Annotated in this window: 20 protein-coding genes; 11 read left to right on the top strand and 9 right to left on the bottom strand. The window is 48.1% G+C overall.

Features of this window, described 5'->3' with window-relative positions; genetic code table 11:
- Positions 1 to 298: 298 nt before the first annotated feature.
- Positions 299 to 910, top strand: coding sequence for a DUF938 domain-containing protein (locus OU814_RS26660; RefSeq protein WP_268242657.1), 612 nt, complete (start codon positions 299 to 301; stop codon positions 908 to 910).
- Positions 911 to 993: 83 nt separating this feature from the next.
- Here the strand turns inward: OU814_RS26660 and ileS are convergent, their stop codons facing one another.
- Positions 994 to 3,876, bottom strand: a complete 2,883-nt coding sequence (ileS, locus tag OU814_RS26665; RefSeq protein ID WP_268242658.1) for an isoleucine--tRNA ligase — start codon at positions 3,874 to 3,876, stop codon at positions 994 to 996.
- 415 nt (positions 3,877 to 4,291) lie between these two features.
- Here ileS and OU814_RS26670 point away from each other — a divergent pair, with 415 nt between their 5' ends.
- A complete protein-coding gene (locus OU814_RS26670; protein ID WP_017288969.1) occupies positions 4,292 to 5,053 on the top strand; it encodes a PEP-CTERM sorting domain-containing protein in 762 nt (253 codons plus the stop codon).
- A 70-nt stretch (positions 5,054 to 5,123) separates the two neighbouring features.
- Here OU814_RS26670 and rdgB read toward each other — a convergent pair whose 3' ends face one another.
- Together rdgB and OU814_RS26680 are read right to left on the bottom strand one after the other, a co-directional pair.
- A complete protein-coding gene (gene rdgB, locus OU814_RS26675) occupies positions 5,124 to 5,699 on the bottom strand; it encodes an RdgB/HAM1 family non-canonical purine NTP pyrophosphatase (RefSeq protein ID WP_017288968.1) in 576 nt (191 codons plus the stop codon).
- A complete protein-coding gene (locus OU814_RS26680) occupies positions 5,696 to 6,388 on the bottom strand; it encodes a GDSL-type esterase/lipase family protein (RefSeq protein WP_268242659.1) in 693 nt (230 codons plus the stop codon). The genes rdgB and OU814_RS26680 overlap by 4 nt, the downstream gene beginning before the upstream one ends.
- Before the next feature lie 144 nt (positions 6,389 to 6,532).
- On the opposite strand from OU814_RS26680, the gene OU814_RS26685 reads away from it, so the two are divergent.
- From OU814_RS26685 to OU814_RS26695, 3 genes are read left to right on the top strand one after another with little or no spacing between them, the layout of a single operon-like run.
- Positions 6,533 to 6,778, top strand: a complete 246-nt coding sequence (locus OU814_RS26685; protein ID WP_017288966.1) for a DNA-directed RNA polymerase subunit omega — start codon at positions 6,533 to 6,535, stop codon at positions 6,776 to 6,778.
- A 46-nt stretch (positions 6,779 to 6,824) separates the two neighbouring features.
- Positions 6,825 to 7,262 (top strand): hypothetical protein, encoded by a 438-nt coding sequence (locus tag OU814_RS26690; RefSeq protein ID WP_190653203.1) that lies wholly within the window; start codon positions 6,825 to 6,827, stop codon positions 7,260 to 7,262.
- Positions 7,259 to 7,618, top strand: a complete 360-nt coding sequence (locus tag OU814_RS26695; RefSeq protein ID WP_017288964.1) for a DUF1818 family protein — start codon at positions 7,259 to 7,261, stop codon at positions 7,616 to 7,618. Before OU814_RS26690 ends, OU814_RS26695 begins: the two co-directional genes overlap by 4 nt.
- Before the next feature lie 51 nt (positions 7,619 to 7,669).
- Here the strand turns inward: OU814_RS26695 and OU814_RS26700 are convergent, their stop codons facing one another.
- On the bottom strand, positions 7,670 to 9,142 hold the full coding sequence (locus tag OU814_RS26700; protein ID WP_268242660.1) for a phospholipase D-like domain-containing protein: 1,473 nt from the start codon (positions 9,140 to 9,142) through the stop codon (positions 7,670 to 7,672).
- 177 nt (positions 9,143 to 9,319) lie between these two features.
- Between OU814_RS26700 and OU814_RS26705 the strand changes: the two genes are divergently transcribed.
- On the top strand, positions 9,320 to 10,489 hold the full coding sequence (locus OU814_RS26705) for a cysteine desulfurase family protein (RefSeq protein ID WP_268242661.1): 1,170 nt from the start codon (positions 9,320 to 9,322) through the stop codon (positions 10,487 to 10,489).
- Here OU814_RS26705 and OU814_RS26710 read toward each other — a convergent pair.
- From OU814_RS26710 to psbD, 3 genes are all read right to left on the bottom strand, one after another.
- Entirely contained in the window at positions 10,486 to 11,016 is a 531-nt protein-coding gene (locus OU814_RS26710) for a hypothetical protein (protein WP_268242662.1), read from the bottom strand. The genes OU814_RS26705 and OU814_RS26710 overlap by 4 nt on opposite strands.
- A gap of 134 nt (positions 11,017 to 11,150) precedes the next feature.
- Positions 11,151 to 12,533, bottom strand: coding sequence for a photosystem II reaction center protein CP43 (gene psbC / locus OU814_RS26715; protein ID WP_017288960.1), 1,383 nt, complete (start codon positions 12,531 to 12,533; stop codon positions 11,151 to 11,153).
- Positions 12,517 to 13,572 carry a photosystem II D2 protein (photosystem q(a) protein) gene (gene psbD, locus OU814_RS26720; protein ID WP_017287122.1) on the bottom strand — a complete coding sequence of 352 codons (1,056 nt, stop codon included), beginning with the start codon at positions 13,570 to 13,572 and terminating at the stop codon, positions 12,517 to 12,519. Before psbD ends, psbC begins: the two co-directional genes overlap by 17 nt.
- A gap of 366 nt (positions 13,573 to 13,938) precedes the next feature.
- On the opposite strand from psbD, the gene OU814_RS26725 reads away from it, so the two are divergent.
- The 4 genes from OU814_RS26725 to cobM all read left to right on the top strand — a co-directional run bounded on the left by OU814_RS26725 (position 13,939) and on the right by cobM (position 17,513).
- Positions 13,939 to 14,508: a photosystem I assembly protein Ycf4 gene (locus OU814_RS26725; protein WP_017288959.1), complete on the top strand. Its 570-nt coding sequence runs from the start codon at positions 13,939 to 13,941 to the stop codon at positions 14,506 to 14,508.
- Between the two features lie 230 nt (positions 14,509 to 14,738).
- Positions 14,739 to 15,500 (top strand): peptidylprolyl isomerase, encoded by a 762-nt coding sequence (locus OU814_RS26730; protein ID WP_017288958.1) that lies wholly within the window; start codon positions 14,739 to 14,741, stop codon positions 15,498 to 15,500.
- 7 nt (positions 15,501 to 15,507) lie between these two features.
- Positions 15,508 to 16,689 (top strand): beta-ketoacyl-ACP synthase, encoded by a 1,182-nt coding sequence (locus tag OU814_RS26735; RefSeq protein WP_326498332.1) that lies wholly within the window; start codon positions 15,508 to 15,510, stop codon positions 16,687 to 16,689.
- 8 nt (positions 16,690 to 16,697) lie between these two features.
- Positions 16,698 to 17,513 (top strand): precorrin-4 C(11)-methyltransferase, encoded by an 816-nt coding sequence (cobM, locus tag OU814_RS26740; protein ID WP_268242663.1) that lies wholly within the window; start codon positions 16,698 to 16,700, stop codon positions 17,511 to 17,513.
- A 33-nt stretch (positions 17,514 to 17,546) separates the two neighbouring features.
- Here the strand turns inward: cobM and argC are convergent, their stop codons facing one another.
- Positions 17,547 to 18,605, bottom strand: a complete 1,059-nt coding sequence (gene argC, locus OU814_RS26745; protein WP_017288955.1) for an N-acetyl-gamma-glutamyl-phosphate reductase — start codon at positions 18,603 to 18,605, stop codon at positions 17,547 to 17,549.
- A gap of 364 nt (positions 18,606 to 18,969) precedes the next feature.
- Here argC and ribBA point away from each other — a divergent pair, with 364 nt between their 5' ends.
- On the top strand, positions 18,970 to 20,673 hold the full coding sequence (ribBA, locus tag OU814_RS26750; protein ID WP_017288954.1) for a bifunctional 3,4-dihydroxy-2-butanone-4-phosphate synthase/GTP cyclohydrolase II: 1,704 nt from the start codon (positions 18,970 to 18,972) through the stop codon (positions 20,671 to 20,673).
- A 14-nt stretch (positions 20,674 to 20,687) separates the two neighbouring features.
- Here ribBA and nblS read toward each other — a convergent pair whose 3' ends face one another.
- Positions 20,688 to 22,649: a two-component system sensor histidine kinase NblS gene (gene nblS / locus OU814_RS26755; protein WP_036044704.1), complete on the bottom strand. Its 1,962-nt coding sequence runs from the start codon at positions 22,647 to 22,649 to the stop codon at positions 20,688 to 20,690.
- Positions 22,650 to 22,805: the final 156 nt, after the last annotated feature.

Here is a 22,805-nt window from a genome sequence, read left to right on the forward strand (position 1 = left end):
TCGAGTTCGACAAGTTCCATCGAACAGATTTAGATTGGAAGATACTTGTAAATCGGGAGGTTTGGGGATTGGTTCCGCGATCGACAATCCTTCAGCAATATTTCAGATCAATGCATTGTGAGAAGAGTAGGAATGCCAATCTGATTTATGTCGGAAGGGGGTATACAGATGGATCAGCTTGTGGAGCAGTGAGGTATAACTATTACCGCTAGGGTCAAGCGTGAATCCGGATAAGTTAAAAATTTCAATGGCTCAATCAATTTTCTCTCGTTAAGTCGATGAATAGAAGGTATATCTAATGAATCCATCTCACGATCGTCAATTTGCTCCTGCCACTCAACGCAATCGTGAACCGATTCTAGAGGTTTTACTGGAAGTGCTCCCTCCAGCAGGAACAATCCTAGAAATTTCCAGTGGCACAGGAGAACATGCGGTATTCTTTGCACCTCGTTTAGCACCTCGACGATGGCAACCTTCTGATCCAAGCGCGATCGCGCGTGACAGTATCGCCGCGTGGCGCGAGTTTGAGCCTGCGGAGAATCTAGCTGCCCCGATCGAGATTGACGCATGTGATTCAGTTTGGAATGTTGAAGACTCAATTCAAGCGATCGTGAATATCAATATGATTCACATTGCGCCTTGGGCAGCGTGTTTAGGGCTAATGGCAGGTGCGAATCGACTGCTTCCACCCGGCGGAATTTTGTATTTGTACGGTCCCTACAAACAAAGCGGAATCCATACCGCTCCTAGTAATGAATTGTTCGATGACAGCTTGCAACTACAAAATCCAGAGTGGGGTGTCAGAAATTTGGAGGATGTAGTTGATGCTGCTCAAACTCAAAATTTAGAGTTATTGAAAGTCCTTCCGATGCCTGCCAATAATCTATCTGTTGTCTTTCAAAAGCGATAAGAAACCCAAACATCCAAACGATAAATTGCTTCTCTCGCCTCAATGTTCAATTTGAGGCGAGAGAGTATTACGCAGAGGCTTTGCTAAAAGTGACCTTCGATCGCAGGAACGCATCGCTCACATAACAATGGATGCTCTTTTGATTCACCCACATGTGTCGAATAGTTCCAACAGCGATCGCATTTCTCCCCTTCAGCATCAATCACGCCAATGCCAAGCGTATCCGTTTGAGAGCAATACTTTGAACCAGTTAAGCGATCGCTAGATTCGAGCAGTTCAACTTGCGAGGTGATGAACAGATAGCGCAATTCATCCACACAATTGCCGCTCAAACTACTAGCAGGATTCAAAGCTTGCAGTTTTGCCCGCAGACCTGAATCCGCAACAAAGAGTAAAAGCTTAGCTTCGAGTGAAGACCCGATCGCTTTATCAGCGCGAGCTTGTTCCAGAACTTTGTTCGCTTCTGCCCGCAGTTCTCTCAACTGCTCCCACTGTTTTGCTAGCTCTGGATTGCGCCATTGATCCTCTAGCTTCACCCATCCCGCTGCAAACACCGATTTGTGCGAAGTGGAATAAGGCAAGTACTGCCAGATATCTTCTGCCATGTGAGAGAGCACAGGCGCGATCGCTTTGGCTAAATTCTCAAGCGCGATCGCCAAAACAGTCTGACAACTCCGGCGACGTTGAGCATTGACCGAACTGATATACAGCCGATCTTTTGCAATGTCTAAGTAGAAGTTCGATAAATCAACCGTACAGAAGTTTTGAATCGTCTGGAAGAAGCGGAAAAATTGATAAGTTTCAAACGCATCTTGAACCTCGTCGAAGACTTCAGTGACGCGATGCAACATATATCGATCGAGTTCTGGTAGCTGCTCATAGGGAACAGCATCTTTTGCAGGATCAAAGTCATGCAAGTTCCCAAGCAAAAAGCGAGCCGTATTGCGGATCTTGCGATACACATCGGACATTTGCTTCAAGATATTTTTCCCGATCGGCACATCATTGGTGTAATCCACCGAAGACACCCACAATCGCAAAATATCAGCCCCATAAGGCGGTTCTTGCTGCTGATTCTTACCCCCTTCGATCACCACCATTGGATCAACCACGTTGCCTAGCGATTTACTTTGCTTCCGTCCCTGTTCATCCAAAGTAAACCCATGAGTTAGCACCGCTTTGTAAGGTGCATGACCATGCACTGCCACACTCGTGAGTAAGCTTGATTGGAACCAGCCGCGATGTTGATCTGAACCTTCGAGATAGATATCAGCTGGATAACGAAGTTCCGATCGCTGTTCTACAACCGATGCCCAAGACGACCCTGAATCAAACCAGACATCCATTGTGTCTGTGCCTTTTCGATACTTCTTCCCGTGGTATTTTTCGGGAAGCAGTTCTTCGATCGACAATTCCCACCAAGCATCTGAGCCTTTTTCGGCAACGATCTGCTGCACATGCGCGATCGTTTCTTCATTCATTAATGGCTCACCCGTCTCTTCCTCATAAAACACGGGAATCGGCACGCCCCAGCTCCGCTGCCGTGAAATACACCAATCCGATCGCTCAGCAACCATCGATGTGATGCGATTCTCGCCTTGTGCCGGAATCCATTGCACTTCTGCGATCGACTTCAAGGCTTGATCGCGGAATCCTTCAACAGAGGCAAACCATTGTTCAGTCGCTCGGAAGATCGTCGGCTTTTTGGTGCGCCAATCGTAAGGATATTTGTGCTGGTAGGGTTCTTCTTTTAAGAGCGATCGGACTTCTTGCAATGCCTCAATCACGGCTGTATTCCCTTCACCCAGAACATTCAGCCCTTTGAATTGTCCGGCTTCTTCAGTAAAGTTGCCATTGTCATCGACAGGCGCAAGAATCGGCAACCCATAGCGCTGTCCAACCTGATAGTCTTCTTGACCATGCCCTGGAGCCGTATGAACTAATCCTGTTCCGGATTCCGTTGTGACATAATCGCCTCCGATCAAGATTTCACTGACGCGATCGTACAAGGGATGCCGATACGTACAATGCTCAAGCAATCGACCCATCATCGTTGCTTTGACTTCTAAGGTTGTCCCAAGCACTTCTGACAAGCGATCGACCAAATCCTTTGCCACGATCAGATACTTAAATCTTCCCGGTGCATTCTCTCCAACTTCAACGACTGCGTAAACCAAATCCGGATTGACACTCACACCCAAATTTCCTGGAATTGTCCAAGGCGTTGTTGTCCAGATCGCCACACCCAATTCACCCAAAAATGGATCAAGGGGCATTTGCAATTCTTTCGACAAGTTCAACACTTCAAACGCCGCATACAAACTGCGCGAAGTATGACCCTCTGGATATTCCAATTCCGCTTCAGCCAAAGCTGTCTTAGAGCTTGGACTCCAATGCACGGGCTTCAATCCTCGATAGATATAGCCTTTCAGCACCATTTGCCCAAACACACCAATTTGAGCCGCTTCGTATTCCGGCTTCAAGGTCAGATAAGGATGCTCCCAATCTCCCCAAACCCCATATCGTTGAAAGCTCTTGGACTGTTGCTCGACCGTTGCAAGGGCGAAATCTCTCGCTTTGTGGCGTAGCTCGATCGTCGTCAAGGCTCGACGCTCATCTGGCTTGAGGGTTTGCAAGACTTTTAACTCGATCGGTAAACCATGACAATCCCAGCCCGGAACATACCGAACCTTTCGCCCTTTGAGCAATTGGTATTTATTAATCGTGTCTTTGAGAATTTTATTCATCGCATGACCGATGTGTAACGCGCCATTGGCGTAAGGCGGCCCGTCATGCAGAATGAACACTTCACCCGGATTTTCTTGTGACAGGTGTTCATAAATCTTCTGTTCTGCCCAGAACTTCTGCAATTCGGGTTCCCGTTTGACGGCATTTGCGCGCATGTCAAACTTAGTCTGGGGAAGATTGACACTATTTTTGTATGAACCTGGCTCTGTCGCAGTCATAAGAAAAAAGGGCTAGAAAAAATCACATCTATCTATTCTGTCAGGAATTTCGCCACTGCGGAGATTCAAGCTGATTTTGCTCCGCATTCTTAGCAAGAATAGAATCTTTTATCAGCGAAAAATACGATAGAAGTCGCATCATCTTTCCTGTATTTCTAGTGCCTTCTCATCAATCTTACGGATTGATCATTGAATAAAATCTATTCTTAATTGCTTAAATATTGAAATTAATCTAATTTTATCTCCGGGTTTACAAGGAGAATGTGAAGCGATCTCTTTTACTATGCAAGAAATTTATTTCCTCCTCAAAAACGCCTGGGATTACATCAGTAAAGAAACAAGAAGAGTGTAAAAACATACACACTAAAACACTGAGATGCCAGTATGAACGCATTCATCTCAAGGAGCTACAGGCATGTCTCTCTCTGGAAAACAGTTCATTGCTGGAGCAATTCTTGCAATGGGGATCGCACTCTCAAACGCAGGTCAAGCGTTTGCAGCTTCCCTCACGAGTCGGGCTACGCTAACTGCTGATAATCACTACGGACTCTTTCATGGCAGCAGCACGGGCGACCGCTTAAACTTCGTCGGACGCAATGAGTATGGTCCCAATGGCAGCACGGGCGGCTACAACTGGTCACATGCCGAAACTTGGGATTTCACAATGGACTCCAATGATTATTTGTATGTCGTCGTTTGGGACGATCGCAGTGTAGACGAGTCTTGGGTCGGCGAGTTCAGCTTCAAAGACAAAGACAGCAAGACTTACAACTTACTCTCGAAACCGGATGCGTGGGAGTATGTCATTACTCAGAAAGGCACAAACCCCGGTGACTGGGGACACACACCCGGTAATGCTGAGTTGAACTGGGAAATCTCGAATGCGAATTGGATTTCTGCTCGTAGCCGAGGCTTGAACGATGGTTCAACTCGTCCTTGGGGACGGATTTCGGAAGTGACTCAAGCAGCAGAATTCCTCAACACCACAACCAATTCATCCGGTGACAAGCGTGATAATAATCGCTACACCATTTTCCGCACCAAGCTGACGGTTGCTGATGTCACTGATATGCCGCCTGCTGAATCCGTTCCAGAACCCGCTTCTGCTGCTGGATTGCTCGCTCTGGGCGCAGTTGGTGCTTACTCTGCCCGCAAACGTAAAGCGAAAGCAGAATAATTTTTCGCTTTGCTAGTCAATGCCTATCAACCAGGGCTTGGAAAATTCCAAGCCCTTTTCTCTTTGTCGCTCACACTTTAAGCGCTTTCATCTGCGGCAAAATCGCCTGGAAAGCCCGCCCACGGTGACTAATTTCCTGCTTAACCTCTAACGGCATCTCAGAAAACGTCATTCTCTGCTCTGGCACGTAAAAAATCGGATCGTATCCAAATCCGCCTTCGCCTCTCGGAGCGGTTAAAATTTCACCCGGACAGAATCCTTCGGTCAAAAGCGCGATCGTGCCATCTGGTTTTGCAACCGCAATCGCACAAACAAACTGTGCCCGCCGATCGGTGGCATCTCCCAATTCACCCAATAATTTCGCAATTCGAGCTTGGTCTGACTCTGCATACCGAGCCGAATACACGCCGGGTCTACCGTCTAATGCCATGACTTCCAATCCCGAATCATCGGCAATTGCCCATTGTCCGGTCGCGATCGCAACTTGCGTCGCTTTTTGAGCCGCATTTTCCTGAAACGTCGTTCCCGTTTCTTCCATCTCCAATTCTGGCGGCTTCAACCGTAATTCCCAATTCAGCCCAGACAAATACGGCTCAATCTCTTTCACTTTGCCCGGATTTCCGGTTGCTACCACTAAAACTGTCATCTCTCAATCCACTTGCGAAACGCATCCCAACTCGAAATATCTTCTAATAATGCCTGATATCCACTGACATTGGGATGCAATCCATCTTCAGTAAATTGCTGCTGACACCAAGTTGATCCTCTCGATCTCCAAGTCTCGAACAGATCTAAATGCGGGATCTTTCTTGCCTCACATGCTGATCGAATGGCTGCGTTATAGCGACTCTGATCTTTATGGTTGTAATGCATACAGTCCAGAAACGGCATTCTCGCTTCGTCTACTGGAACCATGCCAACAAACAAAACAGGACAGAGCTTACTGGCTCGATCGAGTAAATCCGCCATTTCAACCTGAAAAGTCTCAAACGGCGTTAAATTCTTTCCATCCAGCTTGCCAACTCGTGGCGAATCGTTCACCCCAACCGACAAAATAATCAAATCCGGAACGCGATTTCGCAATTCTCCGCGGTGATGAAATTCGACCTCTAATCGCCGTGCGACCTGCCGCACCCCATCTCCTCGCACTCCCAAGTTATAAAGGGCGTGGTTTGCCTCTCCCGGACTCATCCAGCGTCGTCTGAGTCGCTCTACCCAACCTCCACCTTCTGGATCACCAAATCCATAGACGAGGCTATCGCCTAATGCCAAAATTCGCAGTGAAGACACTGGAGGAGCCGTAGAATTGATTGGGGGAGAAACCAAAATCTGCATGAATCTTGTGCGAATGAAACAGGTCTGCGCTATTAATAGAGTCTGAGCTAATTCGGACTCTATCACTCTAAACGAAATTTTTCAAAACTTTACACAAGCTTTGAAGATCGAAATACCTCCGAATTCTTTACTGAGAGAACACTGATGGCAAAATCTGGATCCTTACATAAACGTCCCACCTTTGACACGGTTCAACTGATGCGCCGCGCCGATGACTTGATTAGCGCTGCTTCTAACCGTTACCGGATCACTGTTCAAGTTGCAAATCGCGCCAAACGCCGCCGTTTTGAAGATTTTGACAGTGGAGATGATCCGATGATGAAGCCTGTGATGCGAGCCATTATCGAAATGTCGGATGAACTGACACAGCCCGAAATTATCGGCGAATAATCCTGAATTTGGGGCAAGCAATTGCCCTTATTTTTTGATCAGTCTTATGAAGCGCTTTATTACTCTCAGTCTCGTCACGCTGTTCTTGAGTTCGCCTGCTCTCGCCCAAACGCCTGGTTCTCGCCCGACTCGGATTCAGGAAGCATGGCAGCAAGTATACAAAGACAATCCGGATCTCCCGCTCGAAAATCAATACGTGAATCGTGAAACGGGCAAGGTTGATCCCAACAACACTTTAGTCAGTCGTTTGGTGCGTTATCACTATTTCATCAAAGGTCGTCCGGTGAATTATCGGCTGGACTGGAAATATACGATCGCGGATTTTCTGGGCGCAAATGAACTAATGAGCGCAAGTACTTATCCTGGGGCTGAAAATCTCCGCAAAAATCCCTTTGAAAGCGATCGTGCGATTATCCAAAAGTTGAATCGCAAACAGCGCGATGCCTTGATTCAGTCGTTAGTGAATGTCTTTACCCCTCGATGAGCCGGATTCTGAAAACGGGTGCAGGTTGGCGATTAGGTTGGGATGCTGCGGCTCCTGAATTTAAAGGCTTAGTCGGTGGAGAAGATTGGGCGATCGAACTAACCGAGCAGGAATGGAATGATTTTCGTCGCTTGAGCGAACAACTGCATGAGACCCTTCAACAAATCGCTCAAGAGTTGATGGATGAAGAGAGGATCGCTTGCGAATTAGAGAGCGATCGCATCTGGCTAGAGGTGGAAGGATTTCCGAATGCTTATAGTTTGAGATTAATTCTTCAAACGGGAAGAAGGGCAGAAGGTTACTGGGAAAACGCTTTGGAATTGCGAGAGGCACTGTGTACGATCGAAGGTTTCTAAAACTTGGACGGTATGCGTGAACATTAGAGCTTGAGTGATCAGTTAAGTCTCCTACCAGGTCACAAGATCGCGCAATCGTTCCATTAACTTTTTACCGACTCCAGGCACACGATCGAGATCTTCCAAGGATTGAAATGGACGGGCTTGAATGATTCGTTTCGCTAATCCTGAACCAACTCCTGGCAATGCTTCTAACTCTGCCTGAGTTGCAGTATTGAGATTGACTAACCCGGTGCGAGATTGGCTTGGTGGAGGACATTGTTTCTGTTCAGCCTCAACCTTGCGCTGAATTGCTGGAGGAATCCCCAGAACTGAATTTGCATACAGTCGATCAAATTCTCGTTGAAAATGGGCTGCAACTACCGGATTCCGAATCACGATAACCGTTTCATCATTTCCACGATTCGCGGCAAGCGTCCAGTTATGAGACCCTGTAATCACGGTATGTCCGTCTACAATTCCAAACTTGTGATGCAACATATCACCGGGCGGAAGTTGCGGCACTCCAACTGTCTTGATGGGATTTTGCCAAGGACGATTATTGACTTCCCACTTGCAGTTATTACTTAGCGCCACGCCTAACATATCTAAACCTTCGCTGAAAGGTCTATACATGAAGCTGGGTTCGATTAATGCCCGAATTGATTTTCCTTCGATCGTATTAACCAAATCCTGATCCGAGAACACAAACAACGCTAAATCGATCGCTTGCGTGGATTGCTGAAGCGTTTTGGCAATCAAACCATTGGGTGTTTGTTCCCAGGGAATCGTTCTGGAATTGGGTGAGAACTGCAAGGAAATCACGCTCTCGCCCAGTTTGAACTGCTGTGCTGGACGAAATGGCTTTTTCACGCCAAATTTGCGATCGCTCCACATGAGTTCAAATTCTGCTGTAAAAGCCTGTGCAACTTCCACACTTTCCATCTTCAGCAAATTATTAGCATTGCCGCGGCTGCTAGGACGAGCAAAGTCTCCGTGTACGTCTGACATCGTGAAGTTTGCCGAAGTCACGATCGTAGTCTTTCCATCCACAACTATGAATTTGTGGTGCATTAAGTTACTGCCTCGGCTGCCATCGGCTCGATCATCGATCCGAGGAATCTTCGCAACATCCAAAATCACTAAGGCATCTCGATCCTGAATTTCAGTCAGGCTTAACTGTCCATCTTGATCTTGATCGATCAGCGTTCTGGATTCCTGATATCTCGCTTTTTCTCGCTCCGGCAATTTCTCAACTTCTGCGGCAGAATAACTGCTGTAAGGACGAGCGTACTGATTTTCGAGAATCACTCGAACAGTCACGCCTGCTGCTGCGCGATCGCGCAATGCCTTCGCCACATTAGGCAATCGAAATTCTTGAACAGCAACATCAATGCTCGACTTTGCCTGTGCGATCGTATCGATTAAAACTTCTTCTAAGTTATCGCCCGCCCTTGTAATTTTGCGATACGGCTCAGTATATTCAGAGGTCGCTGCTTGATTCGTAAAGACTTGGATGTTGGGATCTTGTGGCAGTGGGCGCACACTGATCGAAGATGAAGCTGCTCGGCATCCCGCAAATAGGAGCGTACAGAGACTAAACTGGATAAGGTGATTCAGTCTGACCACAAGCTAGATTCTCGCACAACATCAACGTGCTACTTTCGATGCATTCGCATCGAATAGCACCTGTAGCGTACCCATCTTTGGCAACCCCCACTCATGCAAATTTATCTCGACTATAGTGCAACTACGCCCACGCGACCCGAAGCGATCGCAGCAATGCAACAAGTCCTGACGGAGGAATGGGGCAATCCGTCGAGTTTGCATCAGTGGGGTCAGCGTGCGGCAACGATTCTAGAGCGATCGCGCGTTCAAGTTGCTCGTCTAATTAATGCACCCGAAGAGTCAATTGTTTTTACCTCGGGTGGAACAGAGTCAAATAATCTTGCGGTGATGGGAATCGCTCAGCAGTACCGTACGCCTCAACATATCATTATTTCTAGTGTTGAACATTCCGCCACTTCTGAGCCTGCAAGCCTTCTAGAACAGTGGGGTTGGGAAGTGACTCGACTGCCAGTGAATCGACTTGGACAAGCCGATCCCGCAGATTTAAAAGCATCGCTTCAATCCAACACCGTTTTAGTGTCGATCATCTATGGTCAAAGCGAAGTTGGAACACTTCAACCGATCGCCCAATTGGGTCAGATTGTTCATGATCATGGTGCAGTTTTTCATACCGATGCTGTCCAGGTTGCGGGACGATTGCCGATCGATGTTCAGCACTTACCGATTGATTTACTGTCACTGTCAAGTCATAAAATTTACGGCTCTCAGGGAGCTGGAGCACTTTATGTGCGTCCTGGGGTAAAACTTCTGCCGCTGCTCAATGGTGGCGGACAAGAAGCAAAACTGCGATCGGGCACGCAAGCTCTGCCAGCGATCGCAAGTTTTGGCATTGCAGCCGAGTTGATCGCTCAAGAATTAGCGATCGAAACTCCTCGCTTGATTCGGCTCCGTGATCGCTTATTTGATGCGCTATCTAATGTTTCTGGCTTAGTCGTGACCGGAGACCGGGTGCATCGGCTCCCGCATCATGTCAGCTTCTGCTTACCCGAGGCAGATGGGCAGACGCTGAATGGCAAAGTGTTAGTTCGACAAATGAATCTTGCGGGCATTGGAATTAGTGCAGGGGCTGCCTGTAGTAGCGGAACATTGCGCCCCAGTACGATTTTGCAGGCGATGGGTTATGACGATCGTGTTGCGAAATCAGGTATCCGGCTTACGTTAGGAAAACAGACAACCGAAGAAGATATTGATTGGACTGCAATCGTATTGCAGCAAATCTTGGCGCGTCTGCAACCTCAAAAGCAGCCCTGTGAATGCTACTAAATTAGAGCATTCGGAAGCATTGCTAAAGATGCTCCTGCTTGGACTCGAACTTCTAAATCAGCATCTTCTATCAATCGATTCAAGAGGGTCACGACTCGATCAACCGCTTGCCCTCGTTTTGCCAACTCTCCCAATTCAACCGCAACCGCCAATCGCATGAATGGATCTGGATCGATGACCTTGCTCGTCAGCTGATTCAACGTTTCCTCAACCTGTTCTAACTGCTCAAGTTCTGCGAGAACAGGTTGGGAATGATGCGTTGCTTCTGGGGGTGAATCAGTCTCTAAGCTCGGATCAATCACCTCTGAAATTCTCAGCGATGTCGCCAAAGGAATATCAGGTGTAGGCTGTGGAATCATCGACAGAATTGCACCTTCAGAGTCTAAATCAGGCTGAAGTTTCGGAGCTTCTGGGGCAATGGCTTCTTGAACAGAATTGGGCTGTAACTTGAGTTTTGTATAAGTGCGAGATGCAGACACGATCGCGCCAAGAATTGCAGCGATCGCGATCAGAAAAAATAAAGTCATCATTCTTCTAAACTTTCAAGTTGGATAGCTCTATTCCACAGCGATCGCATCAGAACTTACATCCGACTTGATAGAGATTCTACACAAAAAGCCCCCGCACGAGGCGAGGGCTTTGAAATCGAACTGACTAGAAATTAGTCAAGGTTCGGCATCGACAATACAGGCTCAGTCTCACGGTTGATTCCTTTCTCGAAGCCAGCAACAGCCGCGCGTGCGCGACCTGCATGCCACAAGTGACCAACCAAGAAGAAGAAGCCCATGATGAAGTGGAAGCTCGCTAACCAAGCACGAGGGTTCACATAGTTGAACGAGTTAATTTCCGTTGCAACACCACCCACGGAGTTGATCGAACCCAGCGGAGCATGAGTCATGTACTCAGCCGCGCGGCGAACTTGCCAAGGTTGGATATCGTTCTTGATCTTGTTCAAGTCAAGACCGTTCGGACCCCGTAGCGGCTCTAACCAAGGACCACGGAAATCCCAGAAACGCATGGTTTCACCACCAAAGATGATTTCACCCGTCGGAGAGCGCATCAGGTATTTACCAAGACCTGTCGGACCTTGAGCAGAACCAACGTTCGCACCCAACTTCTGGTCACGAATCAAGAAGGTCATCGCTTGCGCTTGAGACGCTTCAGGACCCGTCGGACCGTAGAATTCACTGGGGTAAGCCGTATTGTTATACCAAACAAAGACAGAAGCAATGAAGCCCATCAAAGACAACGCACCCAAGCTGTAGGAAAGGTAAGCTTCACCTGACCAAATCAGCGCGCGACGTGCCCAACCAAAAGGCTTGGTCAAGATGTGCCAGACTCCACCTGCAATACAGATGAACCCGATCCAAATATGACCGCCAATGATGTCTTCCATGTTGTCCACGCTGATGATCCAGCCTTCTCCACCAAAAGGAGCTTTGGTGAGATAGCCGAAGATCTTAGCAGGGTTCAATGTGGGATTCGTGATCACACGAACATCACCACCACCCGGTGCCCAAGTATCGTAGACTCCGCCGAAGAACATTGCTTTAATCACCAACAGCAATGCACCTAGACCCAACAGGATCAAGTGATAGCCAATGATGTTGGTCATTTGGTTCTTATCTTTCCAGTCGTAGCCGAAGAAAGACGAATATTCTTCAAGCGTTTCCGGTCCACGAACTGCGTGGTAAATTCCACCCAGACCGAGTACTGCGGAAGAGATTAGGTGTAAAACACCGACGACAAAGTAAGGGAAGGTGTCAATCACTTCGCCACCCGGTCCAACACCCCAACCTTGGGTTGCCAAGTGAGGCAGCAAGATCAAACCTTGCTCATACATCGGTTTCTCGGGGATAAAGTGCGCAACCTCAAACAAGGTCATTGCACCTGCCCAGAAAACGATCAGACCTGCGTGGGCGACGTGAGCACCCAGTAATTTACCAGAGAGATTGATTAAACGAGCATTACCTGCCCACCAAGCAAATCCAGATGATTCTTGGTCGCGGTTGCCTGCGAAAGAAGTATTAGAGAGCGTTACCACGGGGAAGAACCTCTTCGGGGAATACAAAGTGTTCATGAGGCTGATCCTGAGATGCCATCCATGCCCGGATGCCCTCATTCAGCAGAATGTTCTTGGTGTAGAACGTCTCGAATTCTGGGTCTTCAGCGGCCCGAAGCTCTTGCGACACGAAGTCATACGCCCGCAAGTTCAGCGCAATGCCGATGATGCCCACCGACGCCATCCACAACCCGGTCACAGGCACGAACAGCATGAAGAAGTGCAACCAGCGCTTGTTGCTGAACGCAATCCCGAAGATCTGCGACCAGAAGCGGTTCGCCGTCACCATCGAATACGTTTCTTCTGCTTGGGTCGGGTTGAACGCCCGGAACGTGCTAGAGCCTTCGCCGTCTTCAAACAGGGTGTTCTCTACAGTCGCTCCGTGAATCGCACACAGCAGCGCACCCCCGAGAATCCCCGCCACGCCCATCATGTGGAACGGATTCAAGGTGAAGTTGTGGAACCCTTGCACAAACAAGATGAAGCGGAAGATGGCAGCTACCCCAAACGAGGGAGCAAAGAACCAGGACGATTGTCCCAAGGGGTACATCAAGAACACCGACACGAACACGGCAATCGGACCCGTAAACGCGATCGCGTTATACGGACGGATGCCCACCAACCGAGCAATCTCAAGTTGGCGCAGGCAGAAGCCAATCAGTCCGAAGGCGCCGTGTAGGGCAACAAATGTCCACAGACCGCCGAGTTGACACCAGCGGGTGAAGTCGCCTTGGGCTTCGGGTCCCCACAGCAACAGCAAGGAGTGTCCTAAGCTGTCAGCGGGGGTGGAGACTGCGACGGTGAGGAAGTTACAGCCTTCGAGGTACGAGGACGCGAGTCCGTGGGTGTACCACGAGGAAACGAAGGTGGTTCCGGTCATCCATCCGCCGAGTGCCAGGAAGGCACAGGGGAAGAGCAGGATGCCCGACCAACCGACGAAGACGAATCTGTCGCGTTTGAGCCAGTCATCGAGAGCGTCAAAGACTCCTCTCTGCGGCGCGCGACCTACTGCGATGGTCATGAATCAAAATCCTCTAGCTTAATAAAAACTGCTGGCTGTCTAGAGTGAACGAGTTTATATGCCTATATATAATAAGAGAAATTAGAAAATTTACAAACCGACACGTCGAATCTCAGCATAATTTTTTTGTACTTTTTTGCGATCGCTAAACAAATCAGGCTTTTCAGCATTTCAGTCTTTGAATCGCTTTATGAGAACGCTCGATTGTCAATGAGTAACTATACTTATGTTTACTTGTACTTAACGAAGTGTTGCAGGCGGTATACTAATTAAGATTGTCTGTAAGATTGTAGATCGGGCTGGGATACGGTTTGACGCGATCAATGAATTTGAGATTTTGTAAGTTTTTTAGGTAGTAAAAGCGCTATGGCGGCACAAACCACATCATCTTCAGAAAGCCTTGTTTTGAGGCAGCCAGTCTTAGGTGCGCGGCGGTTCAGTAACTATTTTTGGGCAACGGTTGTTTCAGTAGGAGCGACTGGATTCTTCCTAGCTTCAATTTCTAGCTATACCAAAACGAATTTTTTGCCGTTTTCTGATCCGACTCAGCTTGTCTTCGTGCCGCAAGGACTCGTGATGGGCTTTTATGGCACGGCTGGATTATTGTTGGCAACCTATTTATGGTTGACGATTTCTTGGGATTTAGGCGGCGGTTACAACGAATTTAACAAAGAGAAAGGCGAAGTCAAAATCTTTCGCTGGGGTTTTCCTGGAAAAAATCGTAAGGTTGAAGTTGATTTGAAGACTTCGGATGTTCAGGCAGTGAAAGTGACGCTGAGAGAAGGGGTCAATCCTCGACGATCGCTGTACTTGAAAGTGAAAGGAATGCGCGATATTCCTTTGACTCGCGTCGGACAGCCGATGACACTAGCAGAATTAGAGAACGAAGCAGCAGGATTGGCGAAGTTTTTAAGTGTTCCCTTAGAAGGTTTATAAGGGCGGATTTACGATGCTGTAGCAAACGTTGACGCAGCTTACAGATGATGAATTCTGTTGATAGAAACTGATGAATGTATAGAAAAGCTTGTGGGTGTGGAATCTACAAGCTTTTTTATGCTTCATTTGCGCGAATGTGCGTAAGATGTTAGTTGGCTTTTTGTTGGAATAGGTATCTAGAAATGCAGACAAAACTCCAGAATTGGCTTGTATGTTTATTGGTCATCACAATGTTTGCCTTAGTTGGGTGTAATTCTCAACCGGAAACTTCTGCCGCTCCAACCGGATCGCCTACTCCAAGCCCTTCTACACCAGCAACAAGTTCGCCAACGGCAACGACACTGCCTCGCTTAGAAGGAAAAGCAACCGTGGTGATGACGGTGAAAGGTGCGCCCATCACAATGGAATTAGATGGAACCAGTGCACCGATTACAGCCGGAAACTTTGTCGATTTGGTAAACCGCAAGGTTTATGACGGATTGGTGTTTCATCGTGTAGTGCGGGAACCTCAACCGTTTGTAGTGCAGGGTGGCGATCCTCAAAGTAAGAATCCGAATGTACCGCTCGATCGCTTGGGAACAGGTGGATTTATTGATCCAGCAACTCAGCAACCGCGAGACATTCCATTGGAAATTACGCCCCGAGATGCAAAAGAGCCGATTTATAGCCGTACATTTAGAGAAGCTGGGGTGAATGTTCCACCGAAACTTAGACATACTCGTGGAGCAGTCGCGATGGCGCGATCGCAGTCTCCGGATTCGGCTTCATCACAGTTCTATGTCGCGTTGGCAGATTTGCAATTCCTAGATGGCGATTATGCCGTGTTTGGATATGTGACCCAGGGAATGGAGACGGTGGATAAGATTCAACAGGGCGATCGTATTGAATCTGCGAAGGTCACTCAGGGATTAGAAAATTTAAAGGGAGGTTCGGCGAGTCCAGCGGCGAGTCCAAGCGCAAGTCCTTCTCCAAGTCCGACGACTTCACCCTAGTGAGAAAATGAAGAGTTGGGAGTGGTTTCTTCATTCCCCAACTTCGTTTTTCACGTTTAACCTTGCGAACTACTCAATGGATGTCGTTGTTACTGGGATTGGTTTAGTCTCAGCGTTGGGAAATCTAATGTCGAGTTGGAAAGGGTTGGTAGAAATGCGATCAGGCATTCAGTTCTACCAGCCTTTTTCGTGTGTGGAGTCGAAACCCATCGCATTGATTGAACAACAGCCGAGTGAGATTTTAACGTTGACGCGACAGGTTGTAGCAGATGCGATCGAGGATGCAGGATTAGAATCACCTTTGTTTGACTGTGGGATTGTGCTGGGGTCAAGTCGTGGCAACCAGATGCAGTGGGAAAAGTTAGCGGCAGGGCAAGGGGAGATGTCAAACTGGTTGAATACGTTGCCCAATGTGGCGGCGATCGCAACGGCTCAGATGGTCGGCTCTCAAGGGATTGTGTTGGCTCCGATGGCCGCCTGTGCGACTGGACTTTGGGCGATCGCGCGTGCGGCGGAATTGATTCGCAGTAGACAGTGCGATCGTGTCATTTGTGGAGCGATCGAAGCACCCATTACTCCTCTGACCCTGATTGGATTTGAACGGATGGGAGCCTTAGCGAGAGAGGGAGCGTTTCCGTTCGATGTAGATCGACAAGGCTTAGTATTAGGAGAAGGTGGGGCAGTTTTGATTTTGGAGTCGGCGGAGTTAGCCGCTCAAAGAAATGCCAAAATCTATGGACGAATTTTGGGGGCTGGACTGACGGCGGATGGGTATCATGTCAGCGCGCCGGAGCCTGAGAGTCGAGCCGCGATCGCTGCGGTTCAACACTGTTTGGAGCGGAGTCAGCTTCGACCCCAAGAGATTGACTACATTCACGCTCATGGAACGTCTACCCAATTGAACGATCGCAATGAAGCCCAGTTAATTCAGCGCTGTTTTTCCGATTCGGTTTGGGTCAGTTCGACGAAGGGAGCGACCGGACATACTTTGGGTGGATCGGGTGCTTTGGGAGCGGCGTTTTGTTTGATGGCTTTGCAAGAGCAAATTGTGCCACCGAATGTAGGTTTGCGAGAATTAGAGTTTGAGTTAGCGATCGCGCGATCGGCTCAGACCGCAAAATTAGAAAATGTTCTGTGTTTTAGTTTTGGATTCGGGGGACAGAATGCGATCGTTGCTTTTTCGCGGTGAAAATTGCTATGGATGATATCCCTCTCTCTCCCGCAGTTTATATTGTCGGTGCAGGACCAGGCGATCCCGATTTACTGACGGTAAAAGCGCAAAAACTTTTAGCTCAGGCAGATACGATCGTATTCGCTGATTCCTTAGTTCCTCTTCAAATTCTTGAGGGGATTCGGGCTGATGCTGAGGTGATTCCGACAGCAGATAAGACTTTAGAAGAGATTTTGCCGATTCTGATTGATCGAGTGCGATCGCACAAATCGGTGATCCGGCTTCATTCCGGCGATCCTTGTCTTTACAGTGCTATCCAAGAACAAATGCAGGCACTATTTGATGCGGATATTCCTTTTGAAGTCATTCCAGGCATTAGTGTTTATCAGTTAGCGGCTGCGCGGTTGAGAGTTGAATTTACCGTTCCAGGCTTAGTGCAGTCGATCATTCTGACTCGCATTAGCGGACGGACTCAGGTGCCAGAATCCGAAGAACTTTCGTCATTGGCAGCCCATCGCTCAACGCTTTGTCTCTATCTCAGTGCGCGCCATGTTGAAACTGCTCAGCACAAACTTCTGCAACACTATTCAGCCGAAACGCTGGTTGCAATTTGTTTTCGCTTAGGTTGGGAAGATGAAAAAATTCGAGTCGTTCCTCTTGCTCAAATGGCAGAAGTGACCCAACAGGAAAATCTAATTCGGACAACCCTTTATGTGATTAGTCCTGCCTTGAGTGCTGCAACTGTTCCTTATGGGTCTGAAGGCGTGAATTTAAACGCGCGATCGCGACTTTATGATCCACAACACGATCGCTTGTTTAAAGATCATCCAACTTCCGAATAATGTCTTGATTGATAGAGTTCACCTAGCACTGCATTAAGGATAAAAGCTGTACTTCGGCAATCCTAGAGTTTCATCCCATCCCATCATGATGTTGAGACATTGAATTGCCTGCCCTGCCTGTCCCTTCATTAAATTGTCGATCGCGGACATGACAATCACTCTGCCCGTTCGCTGATCGACTTCAATGCCGATATAGCAAAGATTTGTTCCACATGCCCATTTGGTCTGCGGATAGGTTCCACTGGGCAACAACTTCACCCAAGGTGACGATCGATAAAATGCCCCATAAATTGTCAGCAAATCATCCCGCACCAATCCTGGATCGCGCAACGTTGCATAAACTGTGGATAAAATCCCGCGCACCATTGGGATTAAATGCGGTGTGAACTGAACAAGCACATCATGCCCGGTCAGATCGCTACAAATCTGCTCAATCTCTGGGGTATGACGATGCCGCGCCACACCGTAAGCCCCAAGCGAATTATCCGCCTCGGCGAGTAGGAAGCCAGTCTTGGGAACTCGCCCGCCGCCAGAAGTCCCAGACTTCGCATCAATAATTGCAGTTCCTGGATCAACCAATCCCTGCTTTAGCAAAGGAGACAACGCCAACAAACTTGCGGTCGGATAACATCCCGGGCAACCGACTAAATTCGCTCCAGCAATGCGATCGCGATACAACTCCGGCAAGCCATAGACTGCCGTTTCAGCGACGGCATCATCGGTACGATCGCCGCCATACCACTGCTTGTAAACTGACAAATCCGAAAAACGATAGTCGGCTGACAGATCCAAAACCTTACAGCCGCGCTCTAGCAACGTTGGAGCCATCTTCAGTGCCAAACCATTTGGCAAAGAAAGAAAAACGACATCGCAACGTTCAGCAATTTTATCGAGATCAATTGCTTCGATCGGCTGTTGTACTGCGTAAAAAAGATGAGGATACTGAGCAGAGAAATCCTGTCCCGCAGTACTATCGCCGCCCAAATAAGCCAACTCCAGGCGCGGATGATCCAGCAACAGGCGAACGAGTTGAACTCCTCCGTAACCTGATGCGCCTATAATCCCGACGGAGATCCGTTCTGAATCACCCATAGCCTTCGACCTTCTGTGAATCACCTTAATGTTTGCTGCATTGTAATGCCGATCGTGAAATTCTCAAAGCCGATCTCGACAGATTTCAGCCGTTACACTTGCATTTTTAATCTATGGTCACACTTCAATCAAAACTGCTTCGCTCGATACGACTTCAGAGAATTGACGAATGTGAATACTCACTGGTTTTCTCATAAATCTTACGGATCTGTACAATATCCTACGTATTGATTTTTAGAAGTGTAGCGTGCGATGCTTGCCTCCTGCCCATCCCTCTGCGTAAAAAGAATTACAATTAGACGATGAGTTCCGTAGTCAAAAGAATTACAATCAAAGATAAGTCCGCTTCAAGAAACTTTACGGTGTGGTCGCCTTGAACTTCTCTGTTAAATCGTCTCAACCAACCTATACCCAACCGTTTACCTTCGATTCGATCGATGATGCCCTCGCCGACTTGAAAATCGGAAAAGCGATCGTTGTTGTCGATGATGAGAACCGGGAGAACGAGGGGGATGTCATCTGCGCCGCGCAGTTTGCCACGGCTGACATGATTAATTTCATGGCAGTTTATGCTAGAGGTCTGATCTGTCTCGCTATGACGGGAGAACGGCTCGATGAGCTAGATATCCCTTTAATGGTTCGAGAAAATACGGATACGAATCAGACGGCTTTCACTGTCAGTATTGATGCGTCTCCTCGGATCGGCGTCACGACCGGGATTTCCGCCGACGATCGCGCTAAAACAATCCAGGCTGTTCTTGATCCCGACACGCGTCCGACTGATTTACGTCGTCCCGGACACATCTTCCCGATCCGTGCACGCAGCGGCGGTGTTCTGAAACGTGCAGGACATACTGAGGCAGCGGTCGATTTATCTCTCTTGGCAGGTTTATATCCGGCGGGTGTGATCTGTGAAATTCAAAACCCAGATGGGTCGATGGCAAGGTTGCCACAGCTTATCGACTACGCCCGTGAGCATGATTTAAAAATTATCAGCATCGCCGATCTGATCAGCTATCGGTTAAAGCATGAACGATTTGTACATCGAGAAACGGTTGCTGATTTACCTTCCCAATTTGGGCACTTTAAGATTTATGGCTATCGGAATCTGCTCGACAATACAGAGCATGTGGCGATCGTCAAAGGTGATCCCGCCGAGTTTTCAAACCAGCCTGTGATGGTGCGCGTCCATTCAGAATGTTTGACTGGCGATTCTTTAGGGTCATTGCGCTGCGATTGCCGAGTGCAACTGGAAGCTGCATTGAAGATGATTGAGCATAACGGTTCTGGTGTCGTCGTGTATTTGAGACAAGAAGGGCGAGGGATTGGTTTAGTGAATAAGCTGAAAGCCTACTCGCTGCAAGACATGGGACTCGATACCGTTGAAGCCAATGAAAAGCTAGGATTTCCAGCAGATTTGCGGGATTACGGAGTGGGCGCTCAGATCTTGAACGATCTGGGGGTAAAACAGATTCGTCTAGTCACCAATAATCCGCGCAAGATTGCAGGACTTAAAGGCTATGGATTGGAAATGATCGATCGCGTTCCTTTATTAACAGAAGCGACGACTTACAATTCTGGCTATTTGGCGACGAAAGCAGAAAAATTAGGGCATTTATTTCTTCGCACTTACTTAGCAACCATTTCGATCAACTTACGAGATGATCTGAATTCTGTGACCGAGCGGTATGCGCTGCTTGAGAAATTACGGCATGTGGCGAAAGCTCGGGATTTGATGTTACAGGAAGAAACTCGACCGATGGCGCTCGCGCTGTTTGATCGATCGTCATTGATCATCAATTTAGGCTTTGAGCATGAAATCGCCGCTGATGCCGAGTGGTACAAGTCTGCGCAGCATCCGTTTACGATCGCTGTTGCCGATATGTTGGATCAAATTACGATGGGCCTGTCTCTAGAGAAGATGGAGTTTCTCGTTTCACCTGGAAGTGATCCATTAGTTGGACTCCAGATTCAACTCGATCGTCAAACCTTCCCGTTACATCGTCTGCCTTCTACGATCTGTGACTTGCTGACAACTCAAACGATTTACAGCTTCTTGAAGGTCTAAGTCCGGCTGTGCATCTATCCTGGTTTTGATTGAAGGAGTGCTGGACTGTCCAGAGTGACTGACATTTCTTCAAACTCAGGATTCTCCTGAAACACCACTAAATCAAACCAGAAGGTTGTGCCACAGCCGACTTCGCTGACGAGACGGACATGGCTCCGATGACGCTCAATAATATTTTTGACGATCGACAGTCCTAAGCCTGTTCCTTCTAAGGTATGGACTCGGTTTTCGACGCGGAAGAAGCGATCGAAGATTGCTTCTTGATCTGCGCCATCAATTCCAATGCCAGTGTCACCGATTTCAACTCTCACGAACTGCTGGACTTGATCTTCAGATGATCTTAAAGAGTAGGCGCGCAGGGCGACTTTTCCACCCGCCTCGGTGAATTTCAAAGCGTTGCCCACGAGATTCGCAAAGACTTGCAGCAACAGATCGTAATGCCCAAACACAGGCGGCAGATCTGGTTCAATATCTTTAATCAGTTCAATGCCTTTGTCTTTGGCGTTGAGTTGGTAAGTTCTGAGAATTTGTTCGATCGGTTGTACTAAGTCGATCGCTTCAAATTGATAAATCTTGCAGGATTCGAGGCGAGACAGATCTAAAACATCGTTAACCAGGCGAGTTAAGCGATCGGTTTCTCGATTTGCGGTTTCCAAAAATTCGAGCTTCTGAGTTTCGCTGAGTTCGTCGCCGTATTCGTAGAGCGTTTCAATAAACGACTTGATGTTGAATAATGGCGTTCTCAGTTCGTGCGAGACATTGCTGATAAATTGACTTTTTGCTTCATTCAGTTCAACTTCGCGGGTAATGTCTTGCACCGTCACCGCAATTCCTTTCACGTTGTCTCGGACTGGATCGACGACGGCATTTAAAAGAATTCTCAGCGTCCGGTTATTCGGCTCGATCGCGGTAATCCGAAATTCTGCTTCTTCTCGCAATTCGCCACGCGCCATTTGAAAGAGCGGGCGCGTCAGTTCGACTTGAACGGCAACCGGGAAGAAATACATGGCGTTTTCGCTTTCGATCGCTTTGTTCTCCCAGCCAAAGATTCTCCGTGCGGTGGGGTTGGCAAGAACAATCCGCATGTTGGCATCGAGCAGAACGGCTCCATCTGCGATCGTCGAAATCAAAGTCTCAAGCTTGGCTTTCTCGGCGGTCAATTCCTCAATGTTCTGTTCTTCATAGCGTTCTAAGCGTTCTGCCATGTCATTAAAGCTGGCAATCAGTTCGCTCAGTTCCACGCCTGCGCCCACAGGCAGTTCGACTCGTTGTTTGAAATTTCCTTTAGCGATGTTTCTCACGCCGATCACGAGTTCCCGAATCGGTTTGGTAATTTGCAGCGCGTTGAAGACTGCACCAAGAATGACCATCACCCAGATTGAGACGAAAACCGCGATCGTGACGTCTCGCGTTAAATGCGATGAGGTGACAACGGTTGGATTGGGATTGGTTCCGATCGCTAAAACGCCTAAGTATTTGTTCTCAAAAACCAAGGGCACAAACACATCGGTGACTTCACCATCCGGCGTAATGTGCTGACGCACCATGGGACGATTGGTGCGTTCATTAAAGTCTTCAGGCAGTTGAATTTTGCGCTGAATGGTTAGGGAATTTTGAACCTCGGAATCCGAGAAAGGAATGCCGAAGAAAATATTGCCATCGGCATCGGCATAGAGCATGTAGCGAATGCTAGAAGTGCTGCCATAAAACCGATGCGAGAATTGAGCCAGTTCGGTGCGATTTTCTTCATTCACTAATGGCGCAACGTTGGCGGCTAATAACAAGCCTAAATCACTGCCGAAGCGAGTGTCATTCATTCGGGCATCGAGCTGGATCGTATTGACTGCCCAAAATGTGAGACCGCTCATGACGATCGAAACGACTAAAGTTGCCGCCGCCATCAGTTTTGTCTGGAGGCTAAATCCTGACCACCAGCGTCGTAAAACGTCTCGAATCGGTGTGATAAAGGAGGACACGGGCAGATTCTAAAGAATGAAGAACGAAGGTTGAAACTTAATAGTTTGTTTCACGCCTTACTGTCTTTTAATCTTACTGTGTTTAGGGAATCTGAAACTTTTGCCTAAGTGATGCAGTGCCGCGAAATTTCGGAAGTGGAACGCGGTATAAAACGA

The sequence above is a fragment of the Leptolyngbya sp. GGD genome, from assembly GCF_026735145.1.
Taxonomy (GTDB): Bacteria; Cyanobacteriota; Cyanobacteriia; order Leptolyngbyales; family Leptolyngbyaceae; genus Leptolyngbya; species Leptolyngbya boryana.